General features: G+C 70.6%; 20 protein-coding genes. 9 read left to right on the forward strand and 11 right to left on the reverse strand.

Going from position 1 to position 19823, the window contains the following annotated elements:
* Positions 1-3: 3 nt before the first annotated feature.
* On the reverse strand, positions 4-1167 hold the full coding sequence (locus AB0K73_RS15725; protein WP_360515257.1) for an acyl-CoA dehydrogenase family protein: 1164 nt from the start codon (positions 1165-1167) through the stop codon (positions 4-6).
* Positions 1168-1177: 10 nt separating this feature from the next.
* Complete coding sequence (locus AB0K73_RS15730) at positions 1178-3217, reverse strand: biotin carboxylase N-terminal domain-containing protein (RefSeq protein ID WP_360515254.1); 2040 nt, start codon at positions 3215-3217, stop codon at positions 1178-1180.
* 185 nt (positions 3218-3402) lie between these two features.
* Here AB0K73_RS15730 and AB0K73_RS15735 point away from each other — a divergent pair, with 185 nt between their 5' ends.
* Complete coding sequence (locus tag AB0K73_RS15735; RefSeq protein ID WP_360515251.1) at positions 3403-4128, forward strand: MBL fold metallo-hydrolase; 726 nt, start codon at positions 3403-3405, stop codon at positions 4126-4128.
* A gap of 11 nt (positions 4129-4139) precedes the next feature.
* On the opposite strand, the gene AB0K73_RS15740 is transcribed toward AB0K73_RS15735, so the two are convergent.
* A complete protein-coding gene (locus tag AB0K73_RS15740) occupies positions 4140-5747 on the reverse strand; it encodes a carboxyl transferase domain-containing protein (protein WP_360515248.1) in 1608 nt (535 codons plus the stop codon).
* Between the two features lie 103 nt (positions 5748-5850).
* Between AB0K73_RS15740 and AB0K73_RS15745 the strand changes: the two genes are divergently transcribed.
* Together AB0K73_RS15745 and AB0K73_RS15750 are read left to right on the forward strand one after the other, a co-directional pair.
* Positions 5851-6486, forward strand: coding sequence for a TetR/AcrR family transcriptional regulator (locus AB0K73_RS15745; protein WP_360515245.1), 636 nt, complete (start codon positions 5851-5853; stop codon positions 6484-6486).
* Positions 6465-6947, forward strand: a complete 483-nt coding sequence (locus tag AB0K73_RS15750; RefSeq protein ID WP_360515242.1) for a GNAT family N-acetyltransferase — start codon at positions 6465-6467, stop codon at positions 6945-6947. The genes AB0K73_RS15745 and AB0K73_RS15750 overlap by 22 nt, the downstream gene beginning before the upstream one ends.
* 2 nt (positions 6948-6949) lie before the next feature.
* On the opposite strand, the gene AB0K73_RS15755 is transcribed toward AB0K73_RS15750, so the two are convergent.
* From AB0K73_RS15755 to pdhA, 4 genes are read right to left on the reverse strand one after another with little or no spacing between them, the layout of a single operon-like run.
* Positions 6950-7258 carry a 4a-hydroxytetrahydrobiopterin dehydratase gene (locus tag AB0K73_RS15755; protein ID WP_360515239.1) on the reverse strand — a complete coding sequence of 103 codons (309 nt, stop codon included), beginning with the start codon at positions 7256-7258 and terminating at the stop codon, positions 6950-6952.
* Positions 7259-7285: 27 nt separating this feature from the next.
* A complete protein-coding gene (locus AB0K73_RS15760; RefSeq protein ID WP_360515236.1) occupies positions 7286-8674 on the reverse strand; it encodes a dihydrolipoamide acetyltransferase family protein in 1389 nt (462 codons plus the stop codon).
* Positions 8671-9690 carry an alpha-ketoacid dehydrogenase subunit beta gene (locus tag AB0K73_RS15765; RefSeq protein WP_360515233.1) on the reverse strand — a complete coding sequence of 340 codons (1020 nt, stop codon included), beginning with the start codon at positions 9688-9690 and terminating at the stop codon, positions 8671-8673. Before AB0K73_RS15765 ends, AB0K73_RS15760 begins: the two co-directional genes overlap by 4 nt.
* The gene (gene pdhA, locus AB0K73_RS15770; RefSeq protein WP_360515230.1) at positions 9687-10838 is read right to left on the reverse strand and encodes a pyruvate dehydrogenase (acetyl-transferring) E1 component subunit alpha; all 1152 of its coding nucleotides are present in this window, start codon (positions 10836-10838) and stop codon (positions 9687-9689) included. Before pdhA ends, AB0K73_RS15765 begins: the two co-directional genes overlap by 4 nt.
* Positions 10839-11006: 168 nt before the next feature.
* Here pdhA and AB0K73_RS15775 point away from each other — a divergent pair, with 168 nt between their 5' ends.
* The 4 genes from AB0K73_RS15775 to AB0K73_RS15790 all read left to right on the forward strand — a co-directional run bounded on the left by AB0K73_RS15775 (position 11007) and on the right by AB0K73_RS15790 (position 13299).
* Complete coding sequence (locus AB0K73_RS15775; protein WP_360515227.1) at positions 11007-11471, forward strand: Lrp/AsnC family transcriptional regulator; 465 nt, start codon at positions 11007-11009, stop codon at positions 11469-11471.
* A 3-nt stretch (positions 11472-11474) separates the two neighbouring features.
* Positions 11475-12365 (forward strand): hypothetical protein, encoded by an 891-nt coding sequence (locus tag AB0K73_RS15780; RefSeq protein ID WP_360515224.1) that lies wholly within the window; start codon positions 11475-11477, stop codon positions 12363-12365.
* 68 nt (positions 12366-12433) lie between these two features.
* Positions 12434-13093 (forward strand): helix-turn-helix domain-containing protein, encoded by a 660-nt coding sequence (locus AB0K73_RS15785; protein WP_360515221.1) that lies wholly within the window; start codon positions 12434-12436, stop codon positions 13091-13093.
* Positions 13090-13299 carry a hypothetical protein gene (locus AB0K73_RS15790; RefSeq protein ID WP_360515218.1) on the forward strand — a complete coding sequence of 70 codons (210 nt, stop codon included), beginning with the start codon at positions 13090-13092 and terminating at the stop codon, positions 13297-13299. The genes AB0K73_RS15785 and AB0K73_RS15790 overlap by 4 nt, the downstream gene beginning before the upstream one ends.
* A gap of 61 nt (positions 13300-13360) precedes the next feature.
* Here the strand turns inward: AB0K73_RS15790 and AB0K73_RS15795 are convergent, their stop codons facing one another.
* Complete coding sequence (locus tag AB0K73_RS15795; RefSeq protein WP_360515215.1) at positions 13361-15658, reverse strand: polyribonucleotide nucleotidyltransferase; 2298 nt, start codon at positions 15656-15658, stop codon at positions 13361-13363.
* Positions 15659-16005: 347 nt separating this feature from the next.
* On the opposite strand from AB0K73_RS15795, the gene AB0K73_RS15800 reads away from it, so the two are divergent.
* The gene (locus AB0K73_RS15800) at positions 16006-16197 is read left to right on the forward strand and encodes a DUF5302 domain-containing protein (RefSeq protein ID WP_360515212.1); all 192 of its coding nucleotides are present in this window, start codon (positions 16006-16008) and stop codon (positions 16195-16197) included.
* Between the two features lie 18 nt (positions 16198-16215).
* Here AB0K73_RS15800 and AB0K73_RS15805 read toward each other — a convergent pair whose 3' ends face one another.
* A complete protein-coding gene (locus AB0K73_RS15805; RefSeq protein ID WP_360515209.1) occupies positions 16216-17385 on the reverse strand; it encodes a glycosyltransferase family 1 protein in 1170 nt (389 codons plus the stop codon).
* Positions 17386-17587: 202 nt separating this feature from the next.
* On the opposite strand from AB0K73_RS15805, the gene AB0K73_RS15810 reads away from it, so the two are divergent.
* The gene (locus AB0K73_RS15810) at positions 17588-17794 is read left to right on the forward strand and encodes a dodecin family protein (RefSeq protein ID WP_360515206.1); all 207 of its coding nucleotides are present in this window, start codon (positions 17588-17590) and stop codon (positions 17792-17794) included.
* 143 nt (positions 17795-17937) lie between these two features.
* On the opposite strand, the gene AB0K73_RS15815 is transcribed toward AB0K73_RS15810, so the two are convergent.
* Together AB0K73_RS15815 and AB0K73_RS15820 are read right to left on the reverse strand one after the other, a co-directional pair.
* Complete coding sequence (locus AB0K73_RS15815; RefSeq protein ID WP_360515203.1) at positions 17938-18567, reverse strand: FMN reductase; 630 nt, start codon at positions 18565-18567, stop codon at positions 17938-17940.
* Entirely contained in the window at positions 18564-19787 is a 1224-nt protein-coding gene (locus tag AB0K73_RS15820; RefSeq protein WP_360515200.1) for an LLM class flavin-dependent oxidoreductase, read from the reverse strand. The genes AB0K73_RS15815 and AB0K73_RS15820 overlap by 4 nt, the downstream gene beginning before the upstream one ends.
* Between the last annotated feature and the right edge of the window lie 36 nt (positions 19788-19823).

The following is a 19823-nucleotide window of genomic DNA, read 5'->3' on the forward strand; positions in this document are numbered from 1 at the left end:
CTCCTAGCCGATGCCCAGCTCACGCGCGATGACCATGAGCTGCACCTCGTTCGTGCCCTCGCCGATCTCGAGGATCTTCGAGTCACGGTAGTGCCTGGCGACGAGCGTCTCGTTCATGAAGCCCATGCCACCGAAGACCTGGGTGGCGTCGCGGGCGTTCAGCATGGCGGCGTCGCTCGAGACGAGCTTCGCGATCGCCGCCTCCTGCTTGAACGGCCGACCCGCGTCGACGAGCCGTGCCGCGTGGTGCCAGGCGAGGCGAGCGGTGTGCACGCGCGCCTGCATCTGCGCGATGGTGAAGGCGATGTACTGGTGCGACGCGATGGGCACGCCGAAGACGTTCCGCGTCTTCGCGTAGGCGACGGCCTCGTCGAGGCAGCCCTGCGCGGCACCCGTGGCGAGCGCCGCGATCGCGATGCGACCCTCGTCGAGCGTGCGCAGGAAGTTCGCGAAGCCGCGGCCGCGCTCGCCGAGCAGGTTGGCCGCCGGTACGCGGACGTCCTCGAAGGTCAGCGGATGCGTGTCCGACGCACGCCAGCCCGACTTGTCGTAGCCCGGACCGACGGTGAAGCCCGGCGTGTCGTTCGGCACGATGATGGTCGACAGTTCCTTGTCCGTGGAGCCGTCGGGACGCGTCCGCTCACCGGTCACCGCCGTGACGGTGACGAACCGGGTGATCGGCGTGCCCGAGTTGGTGATGAACTGCTTCGAGCCGTTCACGAGCCAGTCGTCGCCGTCGAGCACCGCGGTCGTGCGTGTGGCTCCGGCATCCGACCCCGCCTCGGGCTCGGTGAGGCCGAACCCGGCGAGCGCACGCCCGGCGAGGAGGTCGGGCAGGTACTCGGCCTTCTGCTCGTCGGTGCCGTGCCGGTAGATCGGCATCGCCCCGAGTCCCACGGCGGCTTCGAGCGTGATCGCGATCGACTGGTCGACACGACCGAGCGCCTCGATCGCGAGGCACAGGGCGAGGTAGTCGCCGCCCTGGCCGCCGACCTCCTCGGGGAAGGGCAGCCCGAACAGGCCCAGTTCGCCCATCTGGGCGACGACCTCCATCGAGAGTGTGTGGCTGCGGTCGGCCTCGTACGACTGCGGGGCGACCACGGTGTCGGCGAACTCGCAGACCGTGTCGTAGAGCTCCTGCTCCTCGTCGCTCAGCTGGTACTGCATGGGATGCTCCTCATTCGTGGGATCGGGTGTCGTCTGCGCCCGCAAGGGCCTCGATGCGGGCGACGGCCTGGTCGCGTGACACGAGGTCGCCGACGGCGACGGCGACCCTGACGATGCCGTCGAGGCCTGCGACCACGCGGTGCTCCATCTTCATGGCCTCGATGGCGACGATCGCGTCGCCCTCCTCGACGGTGTCGCCGTCGGCGGCGAACACGGCCGTCACCGTGCCGGGCATGGGTGCACGGAGCTCGGGCTCGGCGGCGAGCCCGCCTCGCTCGGCGGCGTCCCGGCGTCGCTGCGCATGGGTGCGACGGTCGAGGCGCACGAAGGCCGCCGCGTCGCCGTCGTGGTGCACCCAGACGGCGCCGTCGTCGCCCACGCGCACGATGGGGGCGTCGGTTCCGGATGCCGCCGCCGGCGCATCCGCCGTCGGAGCCACCGCGACCGTCCGCACGTCGTGGGGGTGGTCGCGGGGTGCGAGCAGCACTTCGGGTGCTCGAACGACGCCGGGGCGCCAGCCCGTTGCCGATCGCCAGGCGGTGGGGCCCGAGGCATCCGCCGCCACCCGCTCGCGGGCCTCGTCGTCGGCGAACCGGCGCGCCGCCGCCTCGACGAGGGTGGGCGAGGGATCCACGACAGCAGCGCCGGCCTCTGGCATGCGGTCGATGAGCCCGGTGTCGAGGCGTCCCGCCTGCACGTCGGGCTCGGCGATGAGGCGCCTGAGGAACCCGACGTTGGTGTCGACGCCGAGCACGATCGTGTCGGCGAGAGCCCGGTCGAGCCGTTCGAGCGCCTCCGCGCGATCGGCGCCGTGGGCGATGACCTTCGCGATCATGGGGTCGTAGTGGGCGGTGATCTCCTGGCCCTCGGCGATGCCGGCGTCGACGCGAACCCCGTCGGCCCGGGGCTGGCTCCAGGCGAGGACGGCACCGGTCGACGGGAGGAACCCGCGGTGCGGGGTCTCCGCGTAGACACGCGCCTCGATCGCGTGACCAGTGTGGTGCACGTCATCCTGCGTGAGGGCGAGCGGCTCACCCGCGGCGATCCGCAGCTGCTGTTCGACGAGGTCGACACCCGTGACGAGCTCCGTCACGGGGTGCTCGACCTGGAGCCGGGTGTTCATCTCGATGAAGAAGAACTCGTCGGGCGATGCATCCGACACCAGGAACTCCACCGTGCCGGCGCCGAGGTAGGCGACGCTCCGGGCCGCGTCGCACGCAGCCAGACCGATGCGCTCGCGCGTTGCGGCGTCGAGAAGCGGTGACGGGGCCTCCTCGACGACCTTCTGGTGCCGACGTTGCAGCGAACACTCGCGCTCGCCGAGGTGGATCACGGTGCCCGCGGCATCCGCCAGCACCTGCACCTCGATGTGCCGGGGGCGTTCGATCAGGCGCTCGAGGAGCAGCGTGTCGTCGCCGAACGCCGCGGTCGCGACACGGCGTGCGGCGCCGATCGCGGCCCCGAGCTCGGCCGCGTCGCGGGCCACCTGCATGCCCTTTCCGCCCCCGCCCGCCGACGGCTTCACGAGCAGCGGGAAGCCGACCGCCTCGCCGGCGGCCACGAGTGCCGCGTCGTCGAGGGCGGGGTCGGCGACGCCGGGCACGATGGGCACTCCGGATGCCGCGACGTGGCGCTTCGCGCGGATCTTGTCGCCCATGACGTCGAGCGCCTCGTCGCCGGGGCCGACGAACACGATGCCGGCCTCGCGGCAGGCGCGGGCGAACCCGGCGTGCTCGGAGAGGAAGCCATAGCCCGGGTGCACGGCCTGCGCGCCCGTGGCGACGGCGGCGGCGATGATGCGGTCGGGATCGAGGTAGCTCTCGGTCGCGGGCGCCGGCCCGATGTGCACCGCCTCGTCAGCGAGGCGCACGTGTGGTGCGCCGGCGTCGGCGTCGGAGTAGACGGCGATCGCGCGAATCCCGAGCCGCTTCAGCGTGCGGATGACCCGCACCGCGATCTCCCCGCGGTTCGCCACGAGCACGCGGTCGAATGGGCGGGAGAAGCGGCCGGCGGTCGACGCTGCGATCGTCGCGAGGTCGGGCGTGCTCATGAGCGTTCGATCCGCCTCTCTGCAGGACGCGCGCCACGATCAGTTAGCGCGCACTAACTGGAACCGATGTTAGTGGGCGCTAACTGAATTGACAAGAGCGTCACGGATCAGTGCTAAGCTATTGTTCTTAGCTTTTCGCGAATGTATCGTAGCCATTGCCACCCCGTCACCATCGAGGAGACACCATGAAGCTCGCCCCCGCCCTCCACCGGGTCGGCAACGACCTCGTCGCGGTCTACCTCGTCGACGCGCCCGAAGGCGTGACGGTCATCGACGCGGGTCTCGCCGGCCAGTGGAAGGAGTTCCTCGCCGAGCTCGAGGCCATGGGCCGTTCGCTCGACGACGTGCGCGGCGTCGTGCTCACGCACGGCGACTCCGACCACATCGGCTTCGCCGAGCGACTCCGTCGCGACCACGGTGTGCCGGTCCACGTTCACGAGGCCGACGCAGCCCGCGCGCGCGGTGAGGAGTCGAGCAAGCCCTCCTGGGGCCACGTGAAGCTCGGTGCCGTGGCCCGGTTCCTCTGGTACGCGGTGCGGAAGAACGGCCTGAAGACCATACCCCTCACCGAGGTGGTCCCGGTGCGCGACGGTGACGTGCTCGACCTGCCCGGTTCGCCGCGCGTCATCGGACTGCCCGGGCACTCTCCCGGCTCGATCGCGATCCACGTGCCGGCCGTCGACGCGGTCTTCGTGGGCGACGCCCTCACCACGCGGCATGTGCTCACGGGTGCCGAGGGACCCCAGCCCGCGCCGTTCACCGACGACCCCGGCGGCGCCGTCGAGTCGCTCACACGCCTCCAGGGCCTCGGCGCGACATGGGTCCTGCCCGGCCACGGCACCACGTGGAACCGCGGAGTCGACGAAGCCGTGCGCGAGGTGCAGCGCGCCGCCGCGGCATCCGGTTCCTGAAGACGCGGCGACTACATCCGGAACAGGCCGAACCGCGGCTCGGGCAGCGGCGTGCGGCTCGCGAGCTCCAACGCGAGGGCGAGCACCGTGCGCGTGTCCGCGGGATCGATGATGCCGTCATCCCAGAGCCGCGCCGTCGAATGGTACGGGCTGCCCTGTTGCTCGTACTGGTCGCGGATCGGCTCGCGGAACGCCTGCTCCGCGGCATCCGCCCACTCCTCGCCGCGAGCCGCGAGCTGGTCGCGTTTCACGGTCGAGAGCACGGATGCCGCCTGCTCGCCGCCCATCACCGAGATGCGTGCGTTCGGCCACATCCAGAGGAACCGGGGCGAGTACGCGCGCCCGCACATGGAGTAGTTGCCCGCGCCGAACGAACCGCCGATCACCACGGTGAGCTTCGGCACGCGCGTCGTGGCCACGGCGGTGACCATCTTGGCGCCGTGCTTGGCGATGCCGCCCGCCTCGGCGTCGCGGCCGACCATGAAGCCCGAGATGTTCTGCAGGAACAGCAGCGGGATGCCGCGCTGGTCGCAGAGCTCGATGAAGTGCGCGCCCTTCATCGCCGACTCGCTGAACAGCACGCCGTTGTTCGCCACGATGCCGACCGGGTGTCCGTCGAGGTGGGCGAAGCCGGTGACGAGGGTGTCGCCGTACTCGGGCTTGAACTCGGCGAACTCGCTGCCGTCGACGAGCCGTGCGATGACCTCGCGGACGTCGTACGGCTGCTGCACGTCGACGGGCACCGCCGAGGTGAGCCCCGCCGGGTCGACGAGAGGCGGACGCGATTCGCGCACCGTCCAGGCTCGCGGCGCCTGCTCGGGGAGGGTGGCGACCATGTCGCGCACGAGCTCCAGCGCGTGCTCGTCGTCGTCGGCGAGGTGGTCGGTGACGCCCGACACCCGAGAGTGCAGCTCGCCGCCGCCGAGCTCCTCCGGGGTGACGACCTCGCCGATGGCGGCCTTCACGAGCGGTGGCCCGCCGAGGAAGATGGTGCCCTGGTTGCGCACGATCACGGTCTCGTCGCTCATCGCGGGCACGTAGGCGCCGCCGGCCGTGCACGAGCCGAGCACGGCGGCGAGTTGCGGGATGCGCATCGACGACAGCTGCGCCTGGTTGTAGAAGATGCGCCCGAAGTGGTCGCGGTCGGGGAACACCTCGTCCTGGAGTGGCAGGAAGGCGCCGCCCGAATCGACGAGGTACACGCACGGCAGGCGGTGCTCGCGGGCCACCTCCTGTGCTCGGAGGTGCTTCTTCACCGTCATCGGGTAGTAGGTGCCGCCCTTCACGGTGGCGTCGTTGCAGACGACCACGACGGGTCGGCCGTGCACGAGGCCGATGCCCGTGATGATGCCGGCCCCGGGCGAGCCGCCGTCGTAGAGACCGTCGGCGGCGAGCGGCGAGAGCTCGAGGAACGGGCTGCCCTCATCGAGGAGGCGATCGACCCGGTCGCGCGGCAGGAGCTTGCCGCGTGCCACGTGGCGCTCCCGAGAGGTCTCGGGTCCACCGAGCGCTGCCGTCGCGACCTTCTCGCGGAGCTCGCGCACGAGCTCGGCGTGCTCGGTCACGTTGCGCCGCGACGACTCGCTCGTCGGGTCGATGGCCGTCGTGAGGGTGGTCATGCGTCCGCCTGTCTCCGTCGACGCTGCGCCCTCTTGTGCGGGGCACGCGATTTCGGTTAGTGTGCACTAACTCGATTCCCGATGTTAGCGAGCACTCACCGACATGGCAAGCACCCTCGACGCGCACGACGCGGTCGCCGACGGCGAGCTGCCGCGCACCGAGCGGGGGCGCCAGAAGGCCGATCGCCGTGCCGCGATCCTCGCCGCCGCCGCCACGCTCTTCGCGGAGCGAGGGTACGCCGGCGTCACCATCGAGGACCTCGGGACCGCGGTCGGCGTGAGCGGACCGGCCGTGTACCGGCACTTCCCCGGCAAGGCCGCCGTGCTCGCCGCGATCCTGCAGGGTGCGAGCCGGGTGCTGCTCGAGGGCGCGGAGCGGGTGCTCGACTCCTCGTCCGACCCGGCGGAGGCGCTGCGCTCCCTCATCCGCTTCCACGTCGACTTCGCGCTCGGCGAGGCCGACGTCATCGTCGTGCAGGATCGCGAACTCGATCGACTCGACCGCGAAGCGAGGCACGACGTGCGCTCGCTGCAGCGGCGCTACGTCGAGCACTGGGTCGACACGCTCTCCCGACTCCGGCCCGATCGGGCCGAGGCGGAGCTCAGGTTCCGGGCGCACGCCGCCTTCGGACTCCTGAACTCCACTCCGCACAGCGCCCGCATCCCTGGGCGCCGACTCGCCGACGGCACCATCCGCGGCATCCTGGAGGAGATGACATGGGCCAGCCTCATGTCGTGACCCTGCGCGCGACCCGCGCTGGGGATCTCGATGCACTCTTCGCGTTCGGTCGGCACGAGGAGGCCGTGCGCATGGCGGCATTCACGTCAGCCGACCCTGCCGATCGGGCGGCGTTCGACGCGCACTGGCGTCGGCTCCTCGCCGATGCCACGGTCGACGCCCGCACGGTACGCGCCGACGGTGTGATCGTGGGCAGTGTCGCCCGGTGGTTCGACGACGGCGAAGCCGAGATCACCTACTGGGTCGATCCCGCGCGCTGGGGGCAGGGCATCGCCACCCGTGCCATGCGCCTCTTCCTCGACGTCCTGCGCGACCGACCCGTGCGCGCCCACGTCGCCGCCGACAACGCCGCCTCCATCGCGGTGCTGGAACGGCTCGGGTTCCGGCGGGTGGGCAGCGAGCTCAGCCACGCGAACGCACGCGGCGTCGAGATCGAAGAGCACCTCTACCGGCTCGACTGAGCTCAGGCGGGCTTCGCGCCGTGCTGCTCGGCGATCTCGCCCACCCGGCGTGCCAACTCGACGTCGCGCCGGGTGACCCCGCCCGCGTCGTGCGAGGTGAGCGCGAACTCCACCCGGCCCCAGCCGAGCCGCACGTCGGGGTGGTGGTTCAGCTCATCGGCGACGACCGCGACCGCGTCGAGCAGGCGCACCGCACTGCGGAAGTCGGCCGTCGTGAAGGCGCCGACCAGGTGATCCTGCGTGTGCTGGAACGGTGTGCCGTCGAGTTCGTCGGACGTGTCCGCCGGCGAGAGGATGATGCGTTCGTCCATACGCCCATCCTCTCGCCGAACGGTGCATCACGCCATGGTCAGGGCGAGACCCGGCTCCCGGAGGATCGCGCCGATGTCGGCCAGGAAACGCGAACCCTGCTGGCCGTCGACGAGCCGGTGGTCGAACGACAGCGAGAGCGTCATGACCTCGCGCAGCGCGATCTCGCCGCGATGCTCCCACGGCTGGCGGCGCACGGCACCCATCGCGATGATGGCCGCCTCCCCCGGATTCAGGATCGGCGTACCCGCGTCGATGCCGAACACGCCGATGTTGGTGATCGAGATCGTGCCGCCCGTGAGATCTGCGGGGCTGGTCTTGCCGGCCCGCGCGGTGTCGGCGAGCGCGGCGATGGCGTCCGCGAGTTCGATGAGCGTCATCCGCTCGGCGCCCTTGACGTTGGGCACCACGAGCCCGCGCTCGGTGGCCGCGGCGATGCCGAGGTTGACGCCGCCGAACTGCACGATCTCCTGCGCCTCCTCGTCCCACCGCGAGTTGACCTCGGGGGTGCGCGCCGCGGCGATGCACACGGCCTTGGCCACGACCGTGAGCGGCGTCACCTTGTGGCCCGCGAAGGCGCGGTCGTCGCGGATGCGTCGCAGCAGCTCCATGGTCGCGGTGACGTCGACCGTGAGGAACTCCGTCACGTGCGGGGCCGTGAACGCGCTCCGCACCATCGCGGCGGCGGTGTGCTTGCGCACACCCTTGATCGGGACGCGGGTCTCGGCGGGGCGCTCGCGCGCGGGCTCGGGACGGCCCTCGGCCTCCTCGACCACCGCAGGCGCGCCGGATGCCGCAGCCTCCACGTCGGCGCGCGTGATGAGGCCGTTCTCGCCGGTACCGGTCAGCTCGGCGAGGTCGATGCCGAGGTCGCGGGCGAGCTTTCGCACTGGCGGCGTCGAGCGCGGGCGCTCGGGACGCATGGGCGGCTCGAGTCGACGCTCGGTCGTGCTCACCTCGTCGATGGCGACCGGCGCCTCGGGCACGAGGTCGGCGGCGAGCGCGGTGCGCCTCGCGCGGCGCTTGGGCCCGCCCTCGTCGCGAGCGCCGTAGCCCACGAGGTTCGGTTCCAGCGCCGCATCCAGCGCTTCGCTCCCCGATCCCGTCGAGGCCCCGGCCGCTTCGGCAGGCTCGGCGACCGCGGCTGGTGCCGATGCCGGCTCCTGCGGCGCCGCTCCCCCATCCGTCTCGCACGAGAAGAGCAGCTCGCCGACGTTCACGACCTCGCCCTCCTTCGCGTGCAGCGCGGTGATGACGCCCTCGTACGGCGAGGGCAGCTCGACGACGGCCTTGGCGGTCTCGACGTCGGCGATGATCTGGTTGAGTTCCACGTGATCGCCCACGGCGACGCGCCAGGCGACGATCTCGGATTCGGTGAGGCCCTCACCGAGGTCGGGCAGTGGGAATTCCTTGATCATCGGGCTCCCGCCTCCACTCCGCTCAGCGAGTTGGGCCGGCCGAGCACCCGGTCGACCCCGTCGAGGATGCGGTCGAGGTCGGGCAGGTGGTGCCGCTCGAGCTTCGCAGGCGGGTACGGGATGTCGTGCCCCGTCACCCGTACGGGCGCGGCCTCGAGGTACTCGAAGCACCGCTCCGTGATGCCCGCGATGAGCTCGCCGCCGAGGCCGCCCTGCTGGCCGGCCTCGTGTGCGACGACCAGGCGACCGGTGCGGCGCACGGATGCCGCGACCGATTCGTAGTCGATGGGCGCGAGCGACCGCAGGTCGATGACCTCGATCGAGATGCCGTCCTCGGCGGCGGCGATGGCCGCGTCGCGTGCGGTCTGCACGAGCCCGCCGTAGGTCACGAGGGTCACGTCGTCGCCCTTGGCGATGAAGGTCGCGAGCCCCATGGGCTTCGCGTCGGCGAGGCTCGCATCGAGGTCAACCTCGCCCTTCACGTGGTAGCGCCGCTTCGGCTCGAAGAACAGCACGGGGTCGTCGCTCGCGATGGCCTGCTGGAGCATCACGTACGCGTCGGCCGGGTTCGAGCACGCGACGACGCGAAGGCCGGCGGTGTGCGCGAAGTACGCCTCGGGCGACTCGGAGTGGTGCTCTGCCGCGCCGATGCCGCCGCCGAACGGCACCCGGATCGTGAGCGGCATCCGCACGTTCCCTCGCGAGCGGTAGTGGAGCTTCGCGACCTGCGCGATGAGCTGGTCGAAGGCCGGGTAGATGAACCCGTCGAACTGGATCTCGACCACCGGCCGGAAGCCGCGGTACGCGAGCCCGACCGCGGTGCCGACGATGCCCGCCTCGGAGAGCGGGGTGTCGACGACGCGGTTGGGCCCGAACTCGGCCTTGAGGCCGTCGGTCACGCGGAATACGCCGCCGAGCGTGCCGATGTCCTCGCCCATGAGCACGACCTTCTCGTCGCCCGCGAGCGCGCGCCGCATCGCCTCGTTGAGGGCCTTCCCGAGCGTGAGGGTGGTCATCGGGCGCCTCCCTCGGCACCGGATGCCGCGGCGGCATCCGCCTCCTCGAACATCGCGAGGTAGCGCGCATAGTGGTCGCGCTGGCGCGCGAGGTGTGTGTTGGGCTCGGCGTACACGTGGTCGAACACGCTCATCGGCTCGGGATCGGGGATGGTGGTGACCGCGGCGCGCAACTCGGCCGCGGCGGCACGGGACTCCTCGGCGACCTCGGCCTCGAGTGCGTCGGCGTCGGTGCCCATGGCCCCGAGCAGGCCCAGCACGCGCGCGAGCGGGTCGCGGGTGCGCCAGTCGGCGAGCTCGTCGTCGGTGCGGTAGCGCTTGGGGTCGTCGGCCGTGGTGTGCGGACCCATCCGGTAGGTGACGGCCTCGATGAGGGTCGGGCCCTTGCCGCGGCGCGCGCGATCGAGGGCGATGCGGGTGGCGGCGAGCACCGCCAGCACATCGTTGCCGTCGACGCGGATGCCGGGCATGCCGAAGCCGTCGGCTCGGCGGGCGAGGTGCTGCTTCGACTGCAGGTCGACGGGTTCGGAGATGGCCCACTGGTTGTTCTGGCAGAAGAACACGACGGGAGCGTCGAAGCTGGAGGCGAACACGAACGCCTCGTTCACGTCGCCCTCGCTCGTGGCGCCGTCGCCGAAGTAGGAGATGGCGGCGGCATCCGACTCCTCCCACGTCAGGCCCATGGCGTAGCCGGTGGCGTGCAGGGCCTGGGCGCCGATGATGATCTGGGGCACGGCCATGGCGTACTCGAAGGGGTTCCATCCGGATGCTGCAGAGCCGCGCCACACGGTGAGGAGCTCGGCGGGCCCGACACCGCGGCACCAGGCCACGGCGTGCTCGCGGTAGCTCGAGAACACGAAGTCGTCGTCGCGGAGCGCGCGGGCGGAGCCGATCTGGGCGGCCTCCTGGCCCGCAAGCGGCGGCCACAGGCCGAGTTCTCCTTGGCGCTGCAGCGCGGTGGCCTCGGCGTCGAGCCGACGCACGATCGCCATGTCGCGGTAGAGGCGCGCGAGCGCGTCGGCGTCGACATCGGCGACCCACGGGTCGTACTCGGGGTCGTGGCGCCGCTCACCCGTAGGGGTGATGAGCTGCACGTACTGGTCGCGTCGGGTGAGGAGCCCGGTGGCGTCTCGGTCGGATGGGGTCATCGTCGATCCTCGCGTTTCGGCGGGTTCGCCTCGTGAGCTCGTCCCGCGCCCGGCGACCTTGCCGGATACTGCGAGAGTACGTCGATCGCTCACCTAGCTCAAGCATTCGGTGGACGGTTGAGCATGTTGCACAGTCGACACCCAGCTCTGGTGGTATCGTGCGACGTTATGAGAGGCTACGACGCCGTCGACCGATCGCTCCTGACTGCGCTCACGGCCGACCCCCGTGCCACCGTCGTGGCGCTCGCCGATCGGCTCAACCTGTCGCGCAACACGGTGCAGGCGCGGATGTCGCGGCTCGAGGCATCCGGCGCCTTCCTCTCGTTCGAGCGCAGCATCGATCCGGTGCCGCTCGGCTTCCCGCTCGAGGCGTTCATCTCGGTGCACGTGCAGCAGAAACGGCTCGCCGAGGTGGTCGACGAGATCGGCGGGATCCCCGAGGTGATCCAGGCGCACGGCCTCTCGGGGTCGGTCGACCTGCTCGTGCGCGTCGTCTGCCGCGACGCGCACGACCTGTTCCGCATCGACCGGGACATCCTCGCCATCGGCGGCGTGGAACGCACCGAGACGTCGCTCGCCATGGGCGAGCTCATCCCGTTCCGGCTGCGGCCGCTCCTCGACCGGCGGAAGTGAGCCATGCGGGTCGCCGTGCTCCGCTGCCGGCGACTCCCGCGCTTCGTGACGTGGGAGATCCCCGACCCCGACGCGCTCTTCACCGACGATCGGCTGCTCATCACGGCGTTCGCGTCGCTCGGCGTGAAGGCCGAGTCGGTCGTCTGGGCGGATGCCGACGCCGACTGGAACGAATTCGACGTCGCCCTGATCCGGAGCACGTGGGACTACGTGGACGAGACGGCCGCCTTCCTCGACCGGCTCGCGGACATCGAGGCGTCGTCGTGCAGGCTGTTCAACTCCGCCGCCGTCGCGCGGTGGAATGCCGACAAGGGCTATCTCCTCGACCTGGAGCGGTGGGGCGTGCCCATCGTGCCCACGCTGCGTGCGTCTGCTGCGACTCGGCACGACGTACTCGAGACGGTCGCCCAGTCCGGCTGGCAGGAGCTGGTGCTGAAGCCCGTGATCGGCGCGGGCGCCATGGAGGTGCGTCGTCTTCCCGCCAGAGGGCTCGCGGGCGTTCTCGATGCCCTGGAGCCGGGGAGGGAGCTCCTGGTGCAGCCGCTCGCCGAAGCCGTCATGTCCGATGGCGAATGGTCCCTGATCTACATCGACGGACGACGCAGCCACGTGTTGCGCAAGGCGCCGGCGCCGGGGGACTTCCGCGCCCACGGCATCTATGGCGGATCGGTCGAGCCCGGCCACCTCCCTGCAACGGACCTGGCCGAGGTGGACGACATGCTCGCCCGTATCCCCTTCGACCTGCTGTACGCCCGGCTCGACCTGGTCCGGATCGACGACCGGCTCGCGGTGCTGGAACTCGAGGCGATCGAGCCCATGCTCTACTTCGACCGAGCGTCGGGCGCTGCCGATCGCCTGGCTCGGGCGGCACTGACCCGCATCGGTGCATCGTGACCGACACGCAAAGGATTCGTTGCAAATAAATACTTGCAAAGTATTCTTTGCATCGGTATCTTTGCATCATGAACACGACGCCAGAGAACCTCGAGTCCCAGCCGAGCAGCACGCGGCACCCTGGCATCGACCACGTTCTCACGAGCTCGAGCCTCAAGAGCCTCGGGCACCCGCTGCGCGTGCGCATCTACGATGAACTCTCGGCATACGGCCCCCTGACCGCGAGCGGGCTCGCGGAACGGCTCGGCGAGTCGAGCGGCGCGACGAGCTACCACCTGCGCCAGCTCGAGCGGGCCGGCCTCGTGCGCGAGGACGAGACGCGCGGCAAGGGCCGCGAACGATGGTGGGAGCGACGTCCGGGCTCCATCGCCATCCCCGACGCCCGCAACCTGCCACCGGGCAGCGCCGAGCGCCTCGCCGTGAAGCTCGTCGAAGACGAGTGGTACCGCTCGCGGGAACAGAACTTCCGCGAGTACACCGCCGAGGGCGAGCAGGTGTTCGGGTCCGAGTGGCTCGACGTCGCGACATCCGACACCATCAACCTCCGCCTCACGCCCGAGCAGCTGCACGGCCTCGTGACCGACATCGACGTCGTGCTGAAGAAGTACATCGACGCGTACAAGCGAACGCCGTCGGCGGGCTCACGCCCGGTGCAGATCCACATCAACGCATTCCCGCTCGTGCGCGGCGAGCCCACGAGCGAACCCCCCTCGAAGGAGGAACGATGAACTCCGCAACCCTCTCCCCCGCCTCCGGCCGTCTCGCCGGATGGGCGGTGCGGGCAGGCCTCGCGCTGGCGCGCTGGGGCCGGCGTCGCGCGATGCGCCGCACCGACCGCGAACGGATCCTGCGCCGCATGGCGGAGCGATCCGCCGCCGACGCCGCACTCGCCGAACGCGACGCCGCCCTCCGCGCCACGTTCCCCCTGCTGTAGCGAGACGACGGATGCCCCGCCCGGACGAATCGGGCGGGGCATCCGTGCGTCAGGGTGAGGCCTAGACCTCGACGCCCTCTGCGGGCTCTTCGCTGTGCGCGCGGGCGGTGCCGCCGCCGTTGGCGTCGCCACCCTCGGCACCGGCCTCCTCGGCCAGCACCGGGGCGAGCGAGAGCTTGCCGCGGTCGTCGATCTTCGTGATCTCGACCAGGATCTTCTGGCCGACGCCGAGCACGTCCTCGACGTTCTCGACGCGCTTGCCGCCGGCGAGCTTGCGCACCTCGGAGATGTGCAGCAGGCCGTCCTTGCCGGGCAGCAGCGAGATGAATGCGCCGAACGCGGCCAGCTTCACGACCGTGCCGAGGAACTGCTCGCCGACCTCGGGGTTGGTGGGGTTGGCGATCGCGTTCACCTGGGCACGGGCGGCCTCGGCCGACGGGCCGTCGGTCGCGCCGATGTAGACGGTGCCGTCCTCCTCGATGGAGATCTCGGCGCCGGTCTCGTCCTGGATGGCGTTGATCGTCTTGCCCTTGGGCCCGATGAGCTCGCCGATCTTGTCGACCGGGATCTGCACGCTGATGACGCGCGGCGCCGTGGGCGCCATCTCGTCGGGACCCTCGATGGCGGCGTTCAGCACGGTGAGGATCGTGGTGCGCGCCTCCTTCGCCTGCGTCAGCGCGCCGGCCAGCACCGAGGCGGGGATGCCGTCGAGCTTGGTGTCGAGCTGGATCGCGGTGACGAACTCGCTCGTGCCGGCGACCTTGAAGTCCATGTCGCCCAGCGCGTCCTCGGCACCCAGGATGTCGGTGAGCGCCGCGTAGCGGGTCTCACCGTTCACGGTGTCGGAGATGAGCCCCATCGCGATGCCCGCGACGGGTGCACGCAGCGGCACGCCCGCGTTCAGGAGCGACAGCGTCGAAGCGCAGACCGACCCCATCGACGTCGAACCGTTGGACCCGAGCGCCTCGGAGACCTGACGGATCGCGTAGGGGAACTCCTCGCGGGTGGGCAGCACCGGCATGAGGGCGCGCTCGGCGAGGGCTCCGTGCCCGATCTCACGACGCTTCGGCGACCCGACGCGACCGGTCTCACCGGTCGAGTAGGGCGGGAAGTTGTAGTTGTGCATGTAGCGCTTCTTGGTGACCGGGCTCAGCGAGTCGATCTGCTGCTCGAGCTTCAGCATGTTCAGCGTGGTGACCCCGAGGATCTGGGTCTCACCGCGCTGGAAGATGGCCGAGCCGTGCACGCGCGGCACGACCTGCACCTCGGCGTCGAGCGGGCGGATGTCACGGAGGCCACGACCGTCGATGCGCACGCCCTCCTCGAGCACGCGCGAACGGACGACGTGCTTCGTGACCGACTTGTAGGCTGCGGACACCTCGGCGTTCGCCGACTCGGGGAGCTCCCCCGCCTCGACCTTCGCCGCGACGTGCTCCTTGACACGAGCCTTGAGGGCGTCGTCGGCGTCCTGACGCTCGGTCTTGCCGGCGATCTGGTAGATGCCCTTGAGCTCCTCGAGCGCGAACGCCTCGACGACGCCCTTCGTCTCGTCCTGGTAGGGCGGGAACGTCGGGTAGTCGGCGGTCGGCTTCGCCGCGGTGGCCGCAACCTGCTGCTGCGCCTCGACGAGCTGCTTGATGAACGGCTTCGACGCCTCGATGCCCTGCGCGATGACGTTCTCGTCGGGCTTGACGCCGCCGGCCTGGATGAGGTTCCAGGCGTTGTCGGGCGCCTCGGCCTCGATCATCATGATCGCGACATCCTGCGATCCGTCGGCCTCGGTGATCACGCGGCCGGCGACGACCATGCTGAACACGGCCTCGTCGATCTGCGAGTACTTCGGGAACCCGACCCACTGGCCGTCGATGAGGGCGACGCGCACCCCGCCCACCGGACCCGAGAACGGGAGGCCGGAGAGCTGCGTGGAGAGCGACGCCGCGTTGATCGCGAGGACGTCGTAGTACTCGTCGGGCTCGATGGCGAGCACGGTGACGACGACCTGGACCTCGTTACGGAGGCCCTCGACGAACGAGGGGCGCAGCGGGCGGTCGATGAGACGGCACGTGAGGATCGCCTCGGTGGAGGGGCGGCCCTCGCGGCGGAAGAACGAGCCGGGGATGCGCCCCGCGGCGTACATCCGCTCCTCGACGTCGATCGTGAGCGGGAAGAAGTCGAAGTGCTCCTTCGGCTGCTTCGAGACCGAGGTCGCCGAGAGCAGCATGGTCTCCTCATCGAGGTAGGCCACGGCGGAGCCCTGTGCCTGCTGGGCGAGGCGCCCGGTCTCGAAGCGGACGGTGCGGGTGCCGAACCTGCCATTGTCGATGACGGTTTCGGCGAACGTGATTTCAGGACCTTCCAAGAGGTCGTCTCCTTTGTTTTACGTCGCACCCCGTATGGGCACGACTCAACGTCGGAGCAGGAACAGGCATTACGAAACGCATCAGGGCGACGCGCTCACGCTGGCCACCAGTAGAAGTTCACCAAGCCGCGCTTGGTAATCCACCACAGGGGACCAGCTTCCTGCCGGCCTGCTCCATGGGTGCTCGATGTTCGGTTGTGGCCTGCATCCGAAGCGGATGTCGCACCGCTTCGCGGCGCATCAGACGACGGCGTCCATCGGACAACCGCTCCAACTCTAGCAGGTGCCGGGTTTCGGCCCACGGTCGGGTGCCGTGGTGCAGCGGCATCCATGCCAGACTCGAACCCATGACGTCCGACGAGCAGAGCAGCACCGGCCCCTCCGACGAGACCAAGCGCAAGTTCCGGGAGGCGCTCGAGCGCAAGAACTCGGCCGCCAAGGAGCGCGAAGGCGAGTCGCACCTCGACGGTGGCGGCGCGGCTCGGCAGACCCAGGGTCCGGCCGATCACAAGCGCGAGTTCCGCCGCAAGAGCGGCTGAGCGCTCGGCCGCCACCGGTTACCCCGCCCGAACGCCGCGGTCGGCGATGTCGAGGACCCGCCGGCGCGCGGGCCCGGCCATGGCGATCGCATCCCCGTAGTGGGCGATGAGCTCGTCGCCCAGCACGTCCCAGCCGCGCCCCCGAACCGAAAGCCGCGCGCGAGCGCCGAATGCGCGCCGCTTGGCGTCGTCGCCCACGAGGTCGCGCACTCGCTCCCGGAGCTCGACGAGGTCGCCCGGCCGGTACAGCCAGCCGTCGACGCTCGAGTGCACGAGGTCGAGCGGTCCGCCGCGGCCGGTCGCCACGACCGGCACACCGCTCGCGAGTGATTCCTGGATCGTCTGGCAGAACGTCTCGCTCTCCCCGGGATGCACGAACACGTCGAGGCTCGCCATCGCCTCGGCGAGCGCGTCGCCGCCGAGGAAGCCCGTGAAGTGCGCCTCGGGCAGGAGCCGTTCGAGCGACGGACGCGACGGACCGTCGCCGATGACGACGAGGCGCGTGCGCGGCAGGTCGGCGATCGCCCGCAGGTCCTCGACCTGCTTCTCGGGCGCGAGCCGCCCGACGTACCCGACGAGCACCTCCCCTTCGGGCGCGATCCGGCGCCGCCAGTGCTCGCTGCGACGGCCCGGGGCGAATCGCTCGGTGTCGACGCCGCGTCCCCAGCGTCGAAGGCGGTCACCGTCGACGCCGAGCTCGCCGAGCCGGTCGAGCGCCGACGTCGACGGGGCGAGCGTGAGCGTGGCGCGACGGTGCAGCCGACCGAGGTGCCGCGTGAGCGCGGGCGCCGCGCCCGGCACGCCGTAGCGTTCGGCGTAGGAGGGGATGTCAGTCTGGTACACGGCGACCGACGGGATGCCGAGCGGCTCCGCGGCCACGATCCCCCGCCAGCCGAGCACGAACGGCGAGGCGAGGTGCAGCACGTCGGCGCCGTGGTCGCGCATGACGCCGGCGAGCCGGTGCGCACCCGAGAGCACCACCCGCACGTCGGGGTAGCTCGGCAGCGGTATGGAGGGCAGCAGCACGGTGCGAGCGCGGTACAGGGACCGATCGACGGGCCCGGACCGGGGCGCGATGACGAGCGCCTGGTGGCCTCGGCGCTCGAGGTGACGCAGCACCTGCAGCAGGGAATGGGTCACGCCGTTCATGTGCGGGAGGAACGATTCTGCGAGGAGGGCGACATTCACGACTCCAGCGTGGGTGCCCTCGAGCGGCGCCGGTGACGGATCGCGGCTCCGACGCCGAGGATTCATCGGATCGTCGGATGCCGTTCCCCGGTGCGATCCCGAAGGTCGGCTCGTGGCATCCGTTCGTCAACCCCTCGCGGGGGAACCGGCCTGGGAGCAGTATGGGGCGCGAATGGAACACCCGTTGATTCGAGGAGGAAACATGTCATCCGTCGCAAGGGTCACCACGATCACCGCCTATTCAGAGAAGAGCTTCGACGACGCGGTCGCGGTCGGCATCGGACGCGCCGCAGCCACGCTGCGCGGCGTCAAGGGCGCCTGGGTGAAGGAACAGAAGGTCAAGGTCGAGGGAGACCGCGTGATCGAGTGGTCGGTCACGCTCGAGGTCACGTTCGTCCTGGACGACTGAGCTCCGTCGCCCGCCGTTCACCCGGGCAGGGTGGAGCGGCCCGGGTGACGATCGCGGTCGTCGTCGGCATCCGACGGCTCGTCCTCGCGGTGGCGTCCCGAATTCGGGCCGCCACCGCGAGCCATGGCCGCCGCGGGCCGGTGCTACTGGCCGGTGAACCCGCCGACGAGGTGCCCGGCCGGGCGGTCGAGCGCGAACGGATCGTTCACCCGATCCGAACGGTCGGTGCGCTCCACCAGGTCGGCGAATTCCTTCGCGCCTCGGAAGATGCGATCGGGCAGCGAACGAACCCCATCGCCACCGGTGCCCCAGTCGCTCGTGGCGGCGAACACGCCCGTCGTGACCGGGATCGCGTGCAGGTAGGTGAACAGCGGCCGGATCGCGTAGTCGATCGCGAGCGAGTGGCGAGGGGTGCCGCCGGTCGCGCCGATGAGCACCGGCAGGTCGGTGAGCGCCTGCGGGTCGACCACGTCGATGAACGACTTGAAGAGTCCCGCATAGCTCGTCGTGAAGATCGGCGTCACCGCGATCAGCCCGTCGGCCCTCGAGACGGCCTCCAGCGCCTCCTCGAGCTTCGGCGGGGCGAAGCCCATGAGCAGGTTGTTCGTGATGTCGTGCGCGAGGTCGCGCAGTTCGAAGACCTGCGCCTCCACCTCGACGCCGCGTTCACGGAGGATCGCGGCCGCATCGGCGGTCAGACGATCGGCGAGCTGCCGGGTCGAGCTCGGCGTCGAGAGACCCGCCGAGATCACGACGATGCGCTTCGTGGTCATCGCACGAACTCCTTCCGGGTGGCGGCGGCGCCGAAGGCGGAGCCGGGCTTTGCAGACGTCACGGCTGCGGTGTCCTGGTAGGGCGATCCGAGGGTCAGGTTGTCGCCGCGGTTCGCGTTGGGCGTCGCCTGGCGGGGTGCGGCATCGCCGTACTTGGCCGTGACGAGCGACGCGTGGGTCGGGGCATCCGGAACCTCAGCGGGTCGGTTCTTCGCGAACTCCCTGCGGAGCACCGGCACGACCTCCTCGCCGAGCAGGTCGAGCTGCTCGAGCACCGTCTTGAGCGGGAGCCCGGCGTGGTCCATGAGCCAGAGCTGGCGCTGGTAGTCGCCGACGTAGTCGCGGTAGCCGAGCGTGCGGTCGATGACCTCCTGCGGGCTGCCGACCGTGAGCGGCGTCTGCTGCGTGAACTCCTCGAGGCTCGGGCCGTGGCCGTACACCGGGGCGTTGTCGAAGTACGGACGGAACTCGTCGACGGCGTCCTGCGAATTCTTGCGCATGAACACCTGCCCACCGAGGCCGACGATCGCCTGCGCGGCGGTGCCGTGGCCGTGGTGCTCGAAGCGCTGGCGGTAGAGGGCGATCATGCGCTGGGTGTGCGAGGCGGGCCAGAAGATGTGGTTCGCGAAGAAGCCGTCGCCGTAGAAGGCGGCCTGGTCGGCGACCTCGGGGGTGCGGATCGAGCCGTGCCAGACGAACGGGGGCACGTCGTCGAGGGGCCGCGGGGTGGCCGTGAACCCCTGCAGCGGGGTGCGGAAGTTGCCCGACCAGTCCACGACGTCCTCGCGCCACAGGCGGTGGAGGAGCTCGTAGTTCTCGAGGGCGAGCGGCAGGCCCTGGCGGATGTCCTGGCCGAACCAGGGGTACACCGGGCCGGTGTTGCCGCGGCCGAGCATGAGGTCGACGCGGCCGCCCGAGACGTGCTGCAGCATCGAGTAGTCCTCGGCGAGCTTCACCGGATCGTTGGTGGTGATCAGCGTGGTCGCGGTGGAGAGCTGCAGCGTCGAGGTCTGTCCGGCGATGTACGCGAGCGTCGTCGTGGGCGACGACGACCAGAACGGCGGGTTGTGGTGCTCTCCGATGGCGAAGACGTCGAGTCCGACCTCCTCGGCGTGCTTCGCGATGGTCAGCGTCGCCTGGATGCGCTCGGCCTCGCTCGGGGTATGACCGGTCGTCGGGTCCTGGGTGATGTCCGTGACGGTGAAGATTCCGAACTGCATCTCGCCCTCCTGGGCTTTCTTCCTGTTTCATGCGTT

It is taken from the genome of Agromyces sp. NPDC052230 (assembly GCF_040679595.1).
Taxonomy (GTDB): Bacteria; Actinomycetota; Actinomycetes; order Actinomycetales; family Microbacteriaceae; genus Agromyces.